The sequence below is a fragment of the Segatella copri genome (genome assembly GCF_009495355.1).
In the GTDB taxonomy this organism is placed as follows: Bacteria; Bacteroidota; Bacteroidia; order Bacteroidales; family Bacteroidaceae; genus Prevotella.
This window is the reverse complement of sequence record NZ_VZAD01000077.1, coordinates 16,554-32,921: the sequence shown is the minus strand read 5'-3', so window position 1 is coordinate 32,921 and position 16,368 is coordinate 16,554. Positions and strand designations below refer to the sequence as shown.

Sequence of the window (16,368 nt, the reverse complement as noted above, 5' to 3'; positions counted from 1 at the left end):
GTTTTTTTAGGGTTTTATTTGAAAACGACTTTCTTGTTATTGCAAATATAAATTCCCTTGCCAGGCTTGTCGACCTTAACACCCAAGAGCGTGTAATACTGGCAGTCTGACTTCTGCGTCTCTGACTGCAGATTGCTGATACCTGTTGTTTCCTTGTCCAGCGCCATTCCGCTGATAGTCACGTCGCTCAGACAGATGGTCTTTCTTGTAGCCTTGCCGTCGTACCAGGGATAGACGCGCACAAGCAGTGTCTCGCCTTCATCGAGAGAGATGACTGGCGTGTCCTTCACTTCGAGCATATTGTTGGCAGGCATGCTGGTGGGCGAGAAAATGGTGTGCTGATTGGCAAAATTAGGTTCCTTGGAATAGTTGATGTGACAACGCATTCCATTTCCTCCACATCCACATACAAACATGCTGATGTTGTCAATCTTGAGCGTTGTTCCTTTGGCTGCAGTGATACCAAACTGAATGTATCGGGTGGAAACCTCGTCTATCTCGCCCTCAGGCCAGTTGTCACCTACTATCAGACAACGCTGTGTCTTGCGAGTGGCATCATAGCCAGTCCATTCTGGCCACACGGTATTGGCATTAGGACTGGAATACTTCTGCACATACATGCCCTCAAACGACTGGGGCACTACAGTGACAGGCCCCGTAAGCTGACATTCGTCGTTCTTCTCCAGTCGCCAATAGGCCTTGACAGCTGTTCCGCCTTCAAGACTAATGGCAGTGGCCTTGACTGGTATTTTTATGGTCTTAGAGCCTTGTATTAAGGTTACTATTCCCTCGTTACAGCCTGTAGCAGTAAGCTCTATTTGGACATAAAAGTTTTTTACGAGCATACCTTCAGAATAAGGTATAGAGATTTGGTCGGCCCACGTTGTCTTGTCGAGCGAAACTTTCAGTCCTGCTGTTGCCGATATTTTCACAGAACCGTCAGCAGGTGTAAGTCCGAAACCATTGACAGATATTTCCTTTGTCATGGTCTGTCCTTTATATCCTTCACCTAAATCGGCTTCTGCGGGCGAAACACTCAGGTCGGAAGGAATGACAATATTGTCGACAAGGATTCCTGCTGCCTTCAGAAGCGTAGCCGCCTGACGGGCTATCAGTGTGGCACCTATAGTGCTGAGATGAGTACTACCATTATTGTCACTCAACAAGTCATGACATTTTGCATCTCCATAACTCAGATAAAGATTCTTGGTAGCTGTTGTCAAATCAATGAAAGGCACATTCAGTTCCTCAGCCACCGACTTCATCTGATAGACATAGTCCATACTATGGTCTGTGACAGGAACACTCTGACCTTCAAGTACACCAGTATCGGTCAACTTACTGAACTTGTCGCCCAAATCATGCTGTCCGGCGCGGCGGATTGTGTTGCCGGAGAAATACATGCGACAGATAGGGGCCACAAGTACAGGATGGCACCCAGCTGCTCGTGTCTCCTCCACATATTTGCGCAGATAATTCTTGTAGGTTCCCGAAGGCGTGGTGCCACGATAATCTGTAGCGGCAGCCTTATCGGTTTCTCCCACCTTATTATAATAGGCTTTCAGCTCATCGCCATCCATACCATTGTTCTTCTCATCATTGTGAGAAAACTGGATGAGCACGTAGTCGCCAGGCTGCATCTGCTGCTTCACGCTCTGCCAGTATGCGGGTTCCTGATAGAAACTCTTGCTGCTGGCTCCTGCCTTACCACGATTATTGATGGTGACGTTTTGGAAAAACTGCTGGAAATACTGCGCCCATCCACGAGTAACCGTACTACTTTCATCATAGGTTTGCATCGTTGAGTCACCAATGGTGTGTACCGTGATGGCTTGCACCTGGAGTATGCCGCACAGCGACAACACCAAAAAGAAAAGACATGTTAGTTTTTTGTTCATTGTTTAGTATTTTAAGTTTTGTATGATATGCAAGTCAGAACGTTCGTTCTTCGGTTGCAAAAGTAGTCTTAAAATACTAAACTGGATGGTGATTATTTTCTCAAATAATGGGTATTTTTGTCGCAAAAGCCTTTATTTATCGGCTTTCCTGCCATTTTGGCGAAATTCTGTGGGCGATACGCCTGTCATCGACCTGAATATCTTGCCAAAATACTTGGGATCGGCAAAACCACAAATATAAGCTATCTCCGACACACCCTTTGACGTACCAAGCAAGAACTGCTGGGCACGCTTGATGCGAGTTTCACGCAGAAACTCTGCTGGCGTCAAACCTACTATTTTCTTCATCTTACGATTCAGTCCAGAGCGGGAGATAGCCGCAGCCTCTGCCATCTCTACAATACCGATTTCTGCATCAGAAAGATGCTCATCGACAAACTGCATGATGCGCTTCATCATCTGGTCGTCTTCTTCGGTAGAAACAATCTGTTCTGATTCCTCTCTCTCCTTTGTCACTTCTTGCCCAACTCCATTTTTATCTTCGAGCAACGCTAAATATGCTTCGAGCACCTCATGCTGCTTGCGCTTGATGCGACGAATGTAGAGGTATATATATAATAAGGTGAAAATAGTAGCCAAGGATAAGAATATATACAGAATGACCGCCCATATCGTTTCCGAGAACTTGGGCGTGACATGTATGCGAAGCGTGGCGATTCCTGGTGTCCACACACCTGCCGAGTTGGCGCTCCTCACTTGCAGCTCATAGTCGCCAGGCTGCATATCGGGCAAGGTGACAGTATGTTCTTTGCCGATGAAAATCCACTTGTCGCCTTCGTGCAGACGAAACGCATAACAGGGGGCTTCGATGTCAGAAAAGTCGAGTGTGGAGAAACTTATTCTCAGATTGCGCTCTTCCTTGCTGAGAGTAAGCGAGTGGATATGGGCTACAGCATACTGCATCGGAGCATGCTCCACACTGATACCTGTAAAGACAACACGCTGTTCTGTACCTGGCTTCGACAGTTCGCTCTCCGAAAGACAGAAAGCACCATTCTGCAAGCCAAACAGCCATCGCCCATCAGGCAGACACACAGGACGGGCATCGCTATACCGATATGCATCGTGAAAGAATCCTGTGCCATAATTTCTCACTTCGCCCGTCTTGGTGTTAAGCATCATGAGGGTGTAACCACCAACGACCCATATCCAATCCTTACGGTAAGGAGCCATAGCTGTAATCGTCTCGCATTGCAGCCCCATCGTCTTGTCGAAATGTTTGAACTCCAGCTGGTCTGCCAGCAGGTCGTGGCTCATAATCTTGTCTACACCAGCACTCTCGGTACTCACATAGATTTGATGGTCAGCGGTTTCCAGTATATCCATCGTTGCACTATTACCCAAACTTTCCACACGTTTAGGCTCACGACAATGCAAATGAAACTTCATGTCACCAATCGTTTTATTCGACAATCTTCCGACAGCAAGTCCTGTCGTTGTGGCTGCCATAAGAATATCGCGCTGGGTGAAATGAAGACATCTCACCTTCCATCCCTTCGTTTGTCTTACATGCTCTACCCTTCCCTGATGCAGACAATAGATGCCATCAAAGGTAGCAAACCATAGTCGGCCTACACGATCGGCCTTGATGTCATAGATGGAATTGGCTTTATCATTGCCTAAGCTGATATGCTGCACCTCAAAGTCTTCCTTACGACTTTTCAGCTTGTAGAGCCCGCCAGGCTTGGTCCCCAAATAGATGCAGCCATCGTTATGCTGATAAATAGCATACACAGCCGATGAAAAAGGCACATACTTTTTAGAGATTTCGCCAGTAGGAGTGAGATAACCCAGCAACTTATTGCCACGATTGTAAATGCTCACATACTTGTCTTTCTGTGTTGAAACCCAGTAGTTTCCACTCCTATCAACGAAAAAACAACGAGCCTGGTCACTGCTTCTCAAAACAAACGGAACTGCAGGCTTACGATAATTTATGGTCTTAACGATACTGTCGGGAGTACTGAGCCATACGTTGCCCTGCCTGTCGGTCATCTTACGACTGGTCTTCCGAACTTTCTTCTGCTTGGTATGGCGGAGCCTGTTTTTCGTCTTTACCTTATTCAACTTTTCGTTCTCAGCATCAGAAATATTAATAAAGGTTCCTTTAGACTGCGAAAACAGAAACCATCGATCGTCTACCAAGCAATAAATATCGCCATTGGCTGCCAACTGTATATCTCTCACCCGATTGTTCTCCAAGGGCGAGTCGTCGCCAGGACGCGACTTAAAAGTTACAAATTCGTAACCGTCAAATCGGGTAAGTCCATCCCAGGAAGAAATCCATATAAATCCCATTCTATCCTGTAACATCTTGGTAATGTGCCATTGATTCATGCCTTGTTTCTCGTCATATACAACCATCTTTTTCGCATCCTGTGCACACAAGATACCATTGCAATAAAGGCATAAATAGATAAGGATAAAGATTTTTTTCATATGAATCAAACTAATAGCTTTAAAACTTCTCTCTCAACTTCCGTACATACGAAAGTTGAGTTGTTTTATGCAAAATTACGATTATTTCTTCTATTTACAAAATATTAAGGGCAATATCTCACCATATTTGAGGGAAAATATGTACTTTTGCATGGAATTTGACAGAATAAAAAACAGATAAATAAAGAAAGAAAAAACATGAAGAAAATCTTATCTATGGCCCTGACTGCCATGATGGCTGTCAGCTGTGCCGAAGCGCAAGACGTCGCCTTCACCGTAGAAGGCACTGCACCACAGGGTGTTGACACACTCTACGTGTTCTACAACGGACAGATGAACGAGGCTCAGCCCATTGCTGCCAAGGAGGGCAAGTTCGAGGTGAAAGGCAATCAGCCTGCCGAAACCTTCATCACCGTGGCTGCAAGCAACCAGCTGATGGTGGCTGCCGTTATCGACGGTACAAAAACCATCAACATCGACCTGGTAAACAAGAAGGTTGGCGGTTCGGAACTCAACGAGAAGCTGAACACATATTACGCCAAGATGAGCGTAATAGAAAAGAAGATGAACGATCTGGCTCCTGAATGGCAGAAGCTCCGCGGCGACAAGACCGAGGAGGGCAAGACCAAGATGAAGGCCCTGGAACAGAAGATAGACGCAGTGGAGGCAGAGCAGAACGCCGTGATTGCCGCTTTCTGCAAGGAGAACAAGGACAATGTGCTGCCTGCCTACATCCTGTCGGACAGCTTCTATGGTTTCGAGTTTGCCAAGCTGAAGGAACTTTGCAATCCCAGCACCGCTTACTACAACCACCCCATGATGCGCCGCCCAAAGATGCAGATAGAATCGCTTGCCAAGCGTCAGCCAGGCATCAAGTACACCGACCTGAACATGCAGGACATGAACGGCGCCAAGGTGAAGTTGAGCCAGTTTGTTGGCAACGGAAAGTATGTATTGGTGGATTTCTGGGCTTCTTGGTGCGGACCTTGCCGCATGGAAATGCCTAACGTGAAGAAGGCCTACGAAATGTATCACGGCAAAGGCTTCGAGGTGGTAGGCGTGAGCTTCGACAACAAGTTGGAAGCCTGGAAGAAGGGTGTCAACGACTTAGGTCTGGCATGGCCTCAGATGAGCGACCTGAAGGGCTGGCAGTGCGCTGCACATGATGCCTATGGCGTAAACAGCATCCCAAGCAACGTGCTCCTCGACCCTAATGGCGTTATCGTAGCCTGCGACCTGCGTGCCGAGGATCTGCTCGAGAAGTTGGCCGAAATCTACAAGTAATTCTGCATCAAGCAAGTACAGAGGCTCATACAGCCTACGTCATAAAAAAATGAGAAGCTATTTTCACAGCTTCTCATTTTTTTATTGTCTATATTGAACTTTCGTTATTCTGCGCTTTCCTCCTGACGGTCGTCTACGTTATCGCCCTCAGTAGGAGCCAAGATGGCCTTGAAGTCGGTGTAGCCGTTCTTAACGAGGATATTGTACCACTGCAACAGCTTCTTGATATCGCTGTCGTGAACACGGTCGCGGTCGTAGTTGGGCAACACCTCAGCAAAGTAGTCGTGCAACTCCTGTGCAGAAGCCTTCTTATAGTTCAGGCTGCTCTCCTTGCTGTCCTCTTTCTTGCCTACGTTTTCGAACACCTTCCAGAGTGCTATCTCGTCAGCATCAGTATACATAGCGATATCGCCAAGACTTGTCACACGATCGGTGGCAAAGGCAGGAATACGCTTGTGTGTCTCGTCGATAGTCTCGACGATAAGATTGCGGTTACCACGTGAAACCAGTTTGTAAAGGCCTGGCTTGCCTGCAATAGATAAAATTGTTTCCATTTGGTTATATTTTCTTTAATTTTTCACTGATTATTTTTCTCTTTTTGGTGCAGTCTTACTCTGCTTCAGTCTTTCTCTGCTGCTTTTCGCCACTCTTCCACCCTTTCGAGCAAAAGATTCACTTGCCGCGCCACATCAGCCTTTCCGTCGTTGACGATTTCGAAGTCGCAGCGGGCTGCAACCTCTGCCTGTGACATCTGGGCATGAATCCACTCCAAGGTTCTGCTGCGGTCTATATGGTCGCGCGCCATTACTCGCTGAATGCGAACCTCCTCTGGAGCCGTGACACAGACCACAAAGTCGAAATGAGTGCGATGGATAAATCCACTTTCGAAGAGGATGGCACTCTCGAGCCACTCGAAGTCGCTCTGCTCGAAATCTCGCGCCACGGCAGGATGAACCACATCGTTGACAGCCAACTTGTTGGCCTCGCTTGCCAACAGAAAACGCGCCAAGACGGGTTTCTGCAGCACGCCCTCAGCATCGTACACACCCTCGCCTACCAGCGAGCAAAGACTCTGCTGCAACGGCTTGTCGCTTCGCATGAGCCGCTTGGCTGCCGCATCGCTGTCGTAGACACGAATGCCATGTCTTTCCAGTTCGCGACAAACAAAACTCTTGCCGCTGCCAATGCCTCCTGTTATCGCTATTTTCATCTCTTCTTCCCGATTGTCCAAGATTTCTTCACTTTTTGCTCTTCCAAGAGTTCCGCTTATTACTCAAGTTTCGCGAGTAAGTTCCTCACTCTCCTTACTCCACTTGCTGTTCGAGCAGATAATCCACTCGTTGGAAGTCGAGTCTGGCCTTGCTCACACTATGCGGAACGCCGATGAGCTGCAGCGTACACTTGTCGGAAGGATTCTGAGAGAGTTCATTATAGTCGACCACTACCTTGAACATATCCGGACGGATGGTGCGGAACAGGCTTGCGCCAATCGTAAACCGCACAGTCACCTTCGACGGGAATGTACGAAGCACAAATCCCTCGGGCATGTTGATGGCTGTGATGGGCACATCGATGGTTTCCTCTGTGAGCACATCGGGATAGACAGACAGGCGAACCGTGCCTGGAACCATCTTCAGTCCGCGAATCTTGCGAAGGCGAACCGTCGTATGGATCGTGTCCTGCAGGTTGCGCATGTTGAAAGGTTCTATCTCCACATAATTCACCTTGTCGAGCTGATCCTTGTTGGCATAGACCGTCACCTCGGCTGGCAGGAAGTCGGTATGGGCAAGATAGTAGCTCTTGCTGGCTGTCACCTTTCCCTTGAAGACTACAGGCACCTGCTTGGAGGCGCCATAGGTGAAGTAGAAATCATACTCGCCGGGCTTTACGGAGAGCAACTTGCTGGAGCCATAAAGCTGTGCCTGCAACTGTCGCTGCACATCGGTCAATGGCACTACGCCCTTGCCCTTGTCCTCGTCGGCATAAGCCGAGAACTTGAAGGAGAGCGGACGCAGCACGTGTCCATACTCGTAGGTTACGAGCGTGAATCCCTTGTCGCGCACGGTAATCCGCACCGTATCGGGAAGATCGCCCGTCACCACGACATTGCGAGGCACGTCTGTCAGGCGCACAGGCACACAAAGTTCCTTCTCGTAGGTCTCGTTGAGCGTCATCATCAACCAGAAGATGCCGCTGAGAGCGAGAAAGAACAAGAATATCAGCAACTCCTTGTTGACGGTGCCAAAAAGGAGTTTGCTGAGTGTACTGAATAAGCTATACCGGGGCCTATGCATTAGGAGTCTGCGATGTGGCATCGGCAAACACATAGCCCTTGGCTACAGTGATAACCACGCCACGTGCCACCTCGATATCGATAGTGTTCTCCTGGGCATTGACACGCTTTACTGTGCCATATACACCGCCACCAGTCACTACCTTGTCGCCTTCTTTCAGCGCATTCTGAAACTCGCGAATCTTCTTCTGTTTCTTCTGCTGTGGACGAATCATAAACAACCACATGATAGCGAAGATAGCTACCATCATAATGAGCATAGGCAAGCCACTCTGGCCGCTACCGCTCTGCAAAAACAAATTTGTCATATTTCTAAAGTTTTATTTTTTCTGTTAATATCATCAAGATATGAACCTATATATATAATAAGGTGTAAATCTCACTTTTCCGGTCTTACTTCTCCTCCTCGGCAGCATTGTCCTGAGCTGTTGGCTCTGCAGGCTGGTCGTAAGAAGGCTGATCGTAAGAAGGCTGATCATACTGATAGCCGTTATTGTCATTCCAGTCATTACCATTGTTGTTGCGATAACGTGGCTGACCAATGCGCTGACGGCGCTGCTGTCCTTCGCGGGCACCACTATGAACTCCGAATCCTCCACGGCCTGCACGGCGCTGAACGTTCTGCTCACGATGAGGACGCTCGGGCAATTCTTTCATGATGACACCGGTCTCGATCAGCGAACGGGCGATGGCGTCGAGCATTCCGTTCACATAGCCGCCACTGCGTGGTGTGCTGTAGATCTTGCTCAGTTCCACATACTCGTTGATGGTTACTGTGGCAGGAATGCCAGGGAAGTTGACCAACTCGGCGATAGCAATCTGCATGATGACCATATCCATATATGCCAGACGCGAGAAATCCCAGTTGCGTGAAATCCGTCCCATATATTTCTGATACTCGTCGGCGTTGAGAATCGTGGCACGGAACAGCTTGCGGGCAAACTCACGGTCTTCCATGTCCTTGTATTCGGGCAGAAGCTCCTGGTTGGCCTTGTTGGCAGGGTCGAATCGCTTGATGGTTTTCAGCACGAAAGTATCAATGATGTCCTTGTCGTCGTTCCAATAGAGGCTCTTCTCCTCGAGCATGGCTTCGATGTCCTCGCTGTTCATCACGATGTTCTTGTACAACTTGCGCCACACCTCACGGTCGGCATCATAACTGTCTTCCTCGGCATTCATATACTCCTGATAAATGTCGCTCTCCACAACAGCAGTGTACACACGGCGCACCACCTCAATATCGTCATCCCATGAAGAGTTCTTGGCTTCTATCCATTCGCCAAGCATCTTGTTCTCCTCGAGCTGCACGGCAAAGCGGTTGAAAGCAAACTTCTGCGATGGAGCATCGCCTCCCTCACGCTGCACACGTGACACCTCCAAGTCGTAACGCTTGCGCGCTTCCTTGGTGATTTCTACAATAAGTTGTAATTGATAATTGTATAAATCGTAAGCCTTGGACAGGCTGAAGAACAACTCCTTCTCGGCGTTGTCCATGTTACGATTGCCGTTTTGATAGTACGCATAGGTTAACTGCACAATCTTTCTGCGAATCAAGTCCCTGTTAATCATTCTCTAATAATTTACGGATTAAATGTATTTTGCTGCAAAAGTAAGTATTTATCTCCTAATAAACAAGAAAAAACAGAGTTATTTCTCATTTTTTAATGATAAAATCTCTTTTTTTCAAATTTCTGACCACTAAATTTGGAAATTCCAAAGAAAAGTAGTAATTTTGCATCCGTTTTGTAAAAAACCGCTTTTTCAAAGCTAATCCGTGTGATGGCGAGTTAAGGCACATTTTATTAATTAATACTTAATTTAGAGTAACACAATGAAAGAGATTAATGTAACAGGTCAGAAGCGCACAGACCTTGGCAAGAAAGCTTCTAAAACATTGCGCAAAGAGGGTTTGATCCCATGTAACTTGTATGGCGAGAAGAAGGACGCTAACGGCGCTCCTGAGGCTTTGTCTTTCGCAGTTCCATTCGCTGAGCTCCGCAAGATCATCTACACTCCTCACGTATATGTTATCAACCTCATCATCGATGGTGAGAGCCACACAGCTATCATGAAGGAGATTCAGTTCCACCCAACAACAGACGCTCCTCTGCACGTAGACTTCTACGAGGTGAACGACCAGAAGCCTATCACTATCGGCATCCCAGTGAAGTTGGTAGGTTTGGCACAGGGTGTTCGCGATGGTGGTCGTATGAACCTCTCTATCCGCAAGATCGACGTTACTGCTCCTTACCAGGTTATTCCTGAGCACCTCGATATCGACGTTACTGCGTTGAAGATCGGTAAGAGCATCAAGGTAGGCGACCTCTCATTCGAGGGTCTCGAGCTCGCTACAAGCAAGGCTGTAGTAGTTTGCTCTATCAAGATGACACGTAATGCTGCTGCCGCTGCCGCTGCTGCCGCCGCTGAAGAGGAGGAGGCATAATTATCAATTAGAAGTACATTCGGAAATTGGATAAATTTTTGATTTGTGGTCTCGGGAATCCTGGCGACGAATACGCCGGAACCCGACACAACACAGGATTCATGGTATTGGACGCTTTTGCTAAGGCGTCCAATATTCATTTTGAGGATAAGCGTTACGGCTTTGTTGCCGAGACAAGCATCAAGGGACGAAAGGTGTTCCTGCTCAAACCCACCACGTTTATGAACCTCAGCGGAAACGCTGTGCGCTACTGGCTGCAGCAGGAGAAAATAGACCAGAAGCGACTGCTCGTCATCAGCGATGAACTTGCCCTGCCATTGGGCGCGTTCCGACTGAAAGCTGGCGGAAGCAACGGCGGACACAACGGACTGGGACACATCCAGCAACTCATCGGACAAGACTATGCCCGTCTGCGTATGGGCATCGGAAACGATTATCCCCGTGGAGGACAGGTGGACTGGGTACTGGGACACTACACTGTGGAGGACATGCGCCAACTGCAGCCTGCACTCGACCTGGGCGTGGAAATCATCAAGAGTTTCGTGTTGCAAGGCATCGACGCCACGATGAACCAATACAATAAATTGGGGAAAAAGTAAGAACGAGTTTAACATTCCCTCCAAGGCTGTTGGCTATAACTTCTCACGACCAAAGGGAGTGACAACTTCTTTAACTTCTATAACTTCTGAACTTGTAAAAGTTCAATAAACACTAATACAGCTATGAAGGAAAGTGCCAGAATAGACAAGTGGCTCTGGGCTGCCCGCATATACAAGACACGCAGCATCGCAGCAGATGCCTGCAAGAACGGGCGTGTCACCGTGGGAGGCATCTCGCGCAAGCCTTCGTTCATCATCAAGCGAGGCGATGTGGTGAGCGTGAAGAAAGCGCCCATCACCTATTCCTTCGAAGTGCTCGACTGCATCGAACAGCGCGTGGGAGCCAAGATGCTCTTTGCCGTTTACAAGAACGTCACCGATCCTCGACAGTACGAACTGCTGGAAATGAGCCGTATCAGCGGATTCGTTGACCGTGCCCGCGGAACAGGACGTCCTACCAAGAAAGAGCGCCGTGCCCTCGATGCTTTCATCGATCCTGCCCTCTTTGGCTTCGACGATGATGACGACATAGAATAAATGTTCTTTTTAACCTATAAAATCTATGTTCTAAAGTATCGAACTTATGTTCTAAAGTTTCGAACTTGTATCCGAAAGTACCGAACTTATGTTCTAAAGTTTAGAACATAGATTTATTCATAAGAAACAAAACAAATTCATTATAAACAGAAAACATTTTTAAATGTTTCGACCTGTACGGTTGAAATTACCCAATACGCCCTGAAAGGGCAGAAGCTCTTAGCCCAGGGCAGCGCCCTGGGTTGTTTTGGACGCAAATCTGTCGCCCTGTAAGGGCAAAAGCTTTAAAAATCAAGGCAATACATAAAGCTTTTGCCCTTACAGGGCGCCTTGCCAATTGCTATAATACCCAGGGCGCTGCCCTGGGCTAAGAGCTTCTGCCCCTTCAGGGCGTGTGGAGCTAACATTCGAACTTCTGTTAAATAAGTGTGAAGAAAAACCGTATCATGTCGGCCGTTTAACGGCTTTTCGCACGATTTTGAATTGTTTTCGGTCGATTTTGAATTGTTTTCGGTCGATTTTAAGACGTTTTCAGCACTTGCAACCATCACTTTTTACTCTTAAGCACGTTTTTTGACTATTTATACATGGAATATAGCATTTTAGTCACAATTTTACCCATTTCATGAAAATAATTTAAAAAATACTTGCATTTTAATAAAATTAATTATATCTTTGCCCCGTCTAAGAAGAAGTTTAAAACCTATCCTATTGGACGGCAGATTATCCATTAAGGAGATTTGCATAACATACTATTATTAACTTTATAAATTCAGAGAGTATGAAAAAATTATTGGTTATGGCAGCCATGGTGCTGTCTTCAGTAGGTGCTTTTGCACAGTATTCAGCAGGCGACATCACTATTCAGCCTAAGATTGGTTTGAGCATTGCTTCTGTTGGTGGCGACGTTGACGGCGACTACAAGGCAGGCTTGGTTGTTGGTGCCGAGGCAGAATATCACGTTTCTCCATTGATTGGTGTCAGCGCTGGTCTTCTTTATTCTCAGCAGGGATGCAAGTGGTCAGTAGAAGATGAAGATGTTGATGTCAAGTGGAAGCCAGCTTACCTCAACATCCCTATCCTTGCCAACTTCTATGTTGCCAACGGTTTGGCATTGAAGGCTGGTGTTCAGCCAGCTTTCATGGTTGCAAAAGACGATGCAAAAGAAGTTAATACATTCGACTTCTCTGTACCTGTAGGTATTTCTTACGAGTACATGAACATCAGTCTCGATGCTCGTTACAACATCGGTTGCACCAAGGTTTGGAAAGATGTTAAGGGCTGCAACTCTGTATTCCAGGTAACACTGGGTTACAAGTTCAAGCTCTAAGCTCAGAACAACAGGCTTTTCATAAGCCCATCCACCCTCTCGCTCCTTGCTGTGAGATGAAAACATAGCAAGGAGACAAAAGAAGGGCTGGATACTCGATAAAGTATCTTAGGATAGTTGCAAACTATTTTAAGATACTTTTTTATGCCCTTTATCGTGCTTTCATTTATGAGTAACAATTTTTATTTCATGACACTTTTCTCGCCATGGCTATTCCAAAGCAAGTTTAGTTCTGTTCATTTAGCTTAATGTAATTTCTCCACCGATTATATATTTCTATATTACTGACCTTATTTTTCCATAGAATAAAAAATATTATAAAATTTGTTTGCATCTAAAAAAAAATAATTATACCTTTGCCCCGTCTAAGAATAAGAAGTTTAAAACACATCCTATTGGACAGCAGTACATTCTTGTTAGTAAGTTTGTGCAACACATTATTATTAATTTATAAATTCAGAGAGTATGAAAAAATTATTGGTTATGGCAGCTATGGTGCTGTCTTCAGTAGGTGCATTCGCACAGTATTCAGCAGGCGATATTACGATTCAGCCTAAAGTTGGTTTGAACGTATCTTCCGTTACAGAAGACGAAGCAGGATACATAGCAGGTTTTGTTGGTGGCGTAGAAGGAGAATACCACGTTTCACCCATGGTAGGAATCAGCGCCGGTCTTCTCTATTCTATGCAAGGAGCCTCGGTTAAAGACGCAGAAGGAGATCCTAAATTGCAAATGAATTATGTGAATATTCCTATTTTGGTAAACGCCTATGTTGCAAAAGGCCTGGCACTGAAAGCTGGTATTCAGCCAGCATTCAACGTAAGTAATAAAGTAAAAATTGACGGCATCAGTATCGACTACGACAAATATGCACCAGATGGAGCAGAGATAAAGACATTCGATTTCTCTATTCCTGTGGGTATTTCTTACGAGTACATGAACGTTTGCCTCGATGCTCGTTACAATATCGGTGTATCAAAAATTGCAGATGGCGATGCAGGCCAAAACTCAGTATTCCAGATCACTTTGGGTTACAAGTTCAAGCTCTAAGCTTTAGCGATGGCCCATGACAGGCATTTCTCAGTAGAGCCTGTCGCTTATTCATAGAGATGCCCCCGCAGACTCTTCCCCACATCAAGGAAAGTCTGCGGGGGCTCTGTTTTTATAGCTCATTAAGAGAGCATTAGTAAACTTTAGCAATGAAGTCTTGGCTGTATCAACAGAAAGTAGTATTTTTGCAGAGCAAAAAACAACAACAAAACAAAAAAAGGAAATGAATATCTTAGTAACAGGAGCCAACGGACAGCTCGGCAACGAGATGAGAATCGTGAGCAAGAACACCGCAGACCACTACCTCTTCACCGACGTGAACCAAGTGGAAGGCGTGGAAACCACTTACCTCGACATTACAGACATGGACGCCATACGCAAGATGGTGAGCGAGAACCACATAGACGCCATCATCAACTGTGCGGCATGGACCAATGTGGATGCCTGCGAAAATGACGAGAAGTTGGCAGCACTTGCAGAGAAGCTGAATGCCGACGCTCCTGAGAACCTTGCCTTGGCAATGAAGGAGACAGGCGGACTGCTCGTGCAGATTTCCACCGACTACGTCTTTGGCAAGGAACCATACAATGTGCCTTGCGGACCCCAGCAGAAGGGAACTCCTACAGGCGTATATGGTACAACCAAGCTTCACGGCGAACAGAAAATCATGGCAAGCGGTTGCCAGTATGTCATCATCCGCACCGCATGGCTCTACTCTGAGTTTGGCAAGAACTTCTGTAAGACAATGCTCAACCTCACTGCCACGAAGCCACAGTTGAAGGTAGTGTTCGACCAGTGCGGAACTCCTACCTATGCTCTCGACCTGGCCAACGCCATCCTCACTGTCATAGACAAGATAAAGTCGGCCGACGACAAGAGCAAATACACCGGCATCTATCATTTCTCTAACGAGGGAGTGTGCTCCTGGTACGACTTCACACAGATGATAGCCCGCATAGCCGGACACACACAGTGCGACATACAGCCCTGCTACAGCTCGGAATATCCTTCGCCAGTGGCCCGTCCTGCCTACTCCGTGCTCGACAAGCGAACCATCAAGGAAACCTTCGGCGTGAAAGTGCCCTACTGGATTGACTCGTTACAGCAGTGCATTGCAAACCTCCTTAAGTAACATTTTAAATAATAAATATAATGAAGCGAACCATCATCATCACAGGCGGCGCCGGATTTATCGGCTCACACGTTGTCCGTCTGTTCGTGAACAAATATCCCGAGTATCACATCATCAACCTCGACAAGCTGACTTATGCAGGCAATCTGGCCAACCTTAAGGACATCGAGGATAAGCCCAACTACACCTTTGTGAAGGGCGACATCTGCGACTTCGAACTGATGCTCAAGTTGATGAACGACTATCAGGTAGACGGCATTATCCATCTGGCTGCAGAAAGCCATGTAGACCGCTCTATCAAGGATCCATTCACCTTTGCACAGACCAACGTGATGGGAACACTCTCGCTCCTGCAGGCAGCAAAGACCTACTGGGAGAGTCTGCCCGAAGGCTATGAGGGCAAGCGCTTCTACCACATTTCTACCGACGAGGTGTATGGCGCCTTGCAGATGACACATCCCGAGGGCGTGGCAGCACCATTCTCTACCAAGGCATCAAGTGGCAAGAACCACGAGGCTTATGGCGAGGAGTTCTTCGTAGAAACCACCAAGTACAATCCCCATTCTCCCTACTCGGCTTCCAAGGCCAGCAGCGACCACTTTGTACGTGCTTTCCACGATACTTACGGCATGCCTACCATCGTGACCAACTGCTCCAACAACTATGGTCCTTACCAGTTCCCAGAGAAACTCATCCCTCTTTTCATCAACAACATACGCCATCGCAAGCCTCTGCCCGTCTATGGCAAGGGTGAGAACGTGCGCGACTGGCTCTACGTGGTAGACCATGCCCGTGCCATCGATGTCATCTTCCACGAAGGAAAGGTGGCTGAGACCTATAATATCGGAGGTTTCAACGAGTGGAAAAACATTGACATCATCAAGGTGGTTATCAAGACCGTAGACCGTCTTCTCGGTCGCAAGGAGGGCGAAGACCTCGACCTCATCACTTACGTCACCGACCGAAAAGGCCACGACATGCGTTACGCCATTGATTCACGCAAATTGCAGCGCGAATTGGGTTGGGAACCAAGTCTGCAGTTCGAAGAGGGCATCGAGAAAACCGTGAAATGGTATCTCGACAACCAGGAATGGATGGACAATGTAACCTCTGGCGACTATCAGAAATATTACGAGAACATGTACGGCAACAAATAAATTTGTCAAGCCAAGGCGTGAAAAATTTTGATTTTTTACGCATTAAGACATGAGCTTGAGCATTACGCATAAAAATTGAGCTTTGAACATTGAATCATTATGAGAAAACAAATAACTCTCATAATACTCAATATTCAAAGCTCAAA

15 protein-coding genes are annotated in these 16,368 nt (G+C 46.9%); 8 read left to right on the top strand and 7 right to left on the bottom strand.

Annotated features, from left to right (window positions below; genetic code table 11):
• Nucleotides 1–14: 14 nt before the first annotated feature.
• Both F7D20_RS10605 and F7D20_RS10600 read right to left on the bottom strand, forming a co-directional pair.
• On the bottom strand, nucleotides 15–1,898 hold the full coding sequence (locus tag F7D20_RS10605) for a GDSL-type esterase/lipase family protein (RefSeq protein ID WP_158464012.1): 1,884 nt from the start codon (nucleotides 1,896–1,898) through the stop codon (nucleotides 15–17).
• A 132-nt stretch (nucleotides 1,899–2,030) separates the two neighbouring features.
• Complete coding sequence (locus F7D20_RS10600; RefSeq protein ID WP_194253551.1) at nucleotides 2,031–4,322, bottom strand: helix-turn-helix domain-containing protein; 2,292 nt, start codon at nucleotides 4,320–4,322, stop codon at nucleotides 2,031–2,033.
• A 273-nt stretch (nucleotides 4,323–4,595) separates the two neighbouring features.
• On the opposite strand from F7D20_RS10600, the gene F7D20_RS10595 reads away from it, so the two are divergent.
• Nucleotides 4,596–5,681, top strand: coding sequence for a TlpA disulfide reductase family protein (locus F7D20_RS10595; protein WP_158464010.1), 1,086 nt, complete (start codon nucleotides 4,596–4,598; stop codon nucleotides 5,679–5,681).
• Nucleotides 5,682–5,785: 104 nt separating this feature from the next.
• On the opposite strand, the gene F7D20_RS10590 is transcribed toward F7D20_RS10595, so the two are convergent.
• The 5 genes from F7D20_RS10590 to nusB form a co-directional block, all read right to left on the bottom strand.
• Nucleotides 5,786–6,235 (bottom strand): DUF5606 family protein, encoded by a 450-nt coding sequence (locus tag F7D20_RS10590; RefSeq protein ID WP_022252222.1) that lies wholly within the window; start codon nucleotides 6,233–6,235, stop codon nucleotides 5,786–5,788.
• A 65-nt stretch (nucleotides 6,236–6,300) separates the two neighbouring features.
• Nucleotides 6,301–6,891 carry a dephospho-CoA kinase gene (coaE, locus tag F7D20_RS10585; RefSeq protein WP_158464009.1) on the bottom strand — a complete coding sequence of 197 codons (591 nt, stop codon included), beginning with the start codon at nucleotides 6,889–6,891 and terminating at the stop codon, nucleotides 6,301–6,303.
• A 94-nt stretch (nucleotides 6,892–6,985) separates the two neighbouring features.
• Complete coding sequence (locus tag F7D20_RS10580) at nucleotides 6,986–7,975, bottom strand: CdaR family protein (RefSeq protein ID WP_158464008.1); 990 nt, start codon at nucleotides 7,973–7,975, stop codon at nucleotides 6,986–6,988.
• Nucleotides 7,968–8,282 (bottom strand): preprotein translocase subunit YajC, encoded by a 315-nt coding sequence (gene yajC, locus F7D20_RS10575; protein WP_022252225.1) that lies wholly within the window; start codon nucleotides 8,280–8,282, stop codon nucleotides 7,968–7,970. The genes F7D20_RS10580 and yajC overlap by 8 nt, the downstream gene beginning before the upstream one ends.
• 85 nt (nucleotides 8,283–8,367) lie before the next feature.
• Nucleotides 8,368–9,543 carry a transcription antitermination factor NusB gene (gene nusB, locus F7D20_RS10570; protein ID WP_158464007.1) on the bottom strand — a complete coding sequence of 392 codons (1,176 nt, stop codon included), beginning with the start codon at nucleotides 9,541–9,543 and terminating at the stop codon, nucleotides 8,368–8,370.
• A gap of 262 nt (nucleotides 9,544–9,805) precedes the next feature.
• Here nusB and F7D20_RS10565 point away from each other — a divergent pair, with 262 nt between their 5' ends.
• The 7 genes from F7D20_RS10565 (at nucleotide 9,806) to rfbB (ending at nucleotide 16,222) form a co-directional block, all read left to right on the top strand.
• Nucleotides 9,806–10,417: a 50S ribosomal protein L25/general stress protein Ctc gene (locus F7D20_RS10565; RefSeq protein ID WP_158464006.1), complete on the top strand. Its 612-nt coding sequence runs from the start codon at nucleotides 9,806–9,808 to the stop codon at nucleotides 10,415–10,417.
• A 26-nt stretch (nucleotides 10,418–10,443) separates the two neighbouring features.
• Nucleotides 10,444–11,016 (top strand): aminoacyl-tRNA hydrolase, encoded by a 573-nt coding sequence (pth, locus tag F7D20_RS10560; protein WP_158464005.1) that lies wholly within the window; start codon nucleotides 10,444–10,446, stop codon nucleotides 11,014–11,016.
• Nucleotides 11,017–11,139: 123 nt separating this feature from the next.
• Complete coding sequence (locus F7D20_RS10555; RefSeq protein WP_022252230.1) at nucleotides 11,140–11,553, top strand: RNA-binding S4 domain-containing protein; 414 nt, start codon at nucleotides 11,140–11,142, stop codon at nucleotides 11,551–11,553.
• 781 nt (nucleotides 11,554–12,334) lie between these two features.
• Nucleotides 12,335–12,883 (top strand): porin family protein, encoded by a 549-nt coding sequence (locus F7D20_RS10550; protein ID WP_158464004.1) that lies wholly within the window; start codon nucleotides 12,335–12,337, stop codon nucleotides 12,881–12,883.
• Between the two features lie 465 nt (nucleotides 12,884–13,348).
• Nucleotides 13,349–13,933, top strand: a complete 585-nt coding sequence (locus F7D20_RS10545) for a porin family protein (RefSeq protein ID WP_158464003.1) — start codon at nucleotides 13,349–13,351, stop codon at nucleotides 13,931–13,933.
• Nucleotides 13,934–14,156: 223 nt separating this feature from the next.
• Entirely contained in the window at nucleotides 14,157–15,065 is a 909-nt protein-coding gene (gene rfbD, locus F7D20_RS10540; RefSeq protein WP_158464002.1) for a dTDP-4-dehydrorhamnose reductase, read from the top strand.
• Nucleotides 15,066–15,085: 20 nt separating this feature from the next.
• Nucleotides 15,086–16,222, top strand: a complete 1,137-nt coding sequence (rfbB, locus tag F7D20_RS10535) for a dTDP-glucose 4,6-dehydratase (protein ID WP_158464001.1) — start codon at nucleotides 15,086–15,088, stop codon at nucleotides 16,220–16,222.
• Nucleotides 16,223–16,368 lie beyond the last annotated feature (146 nt).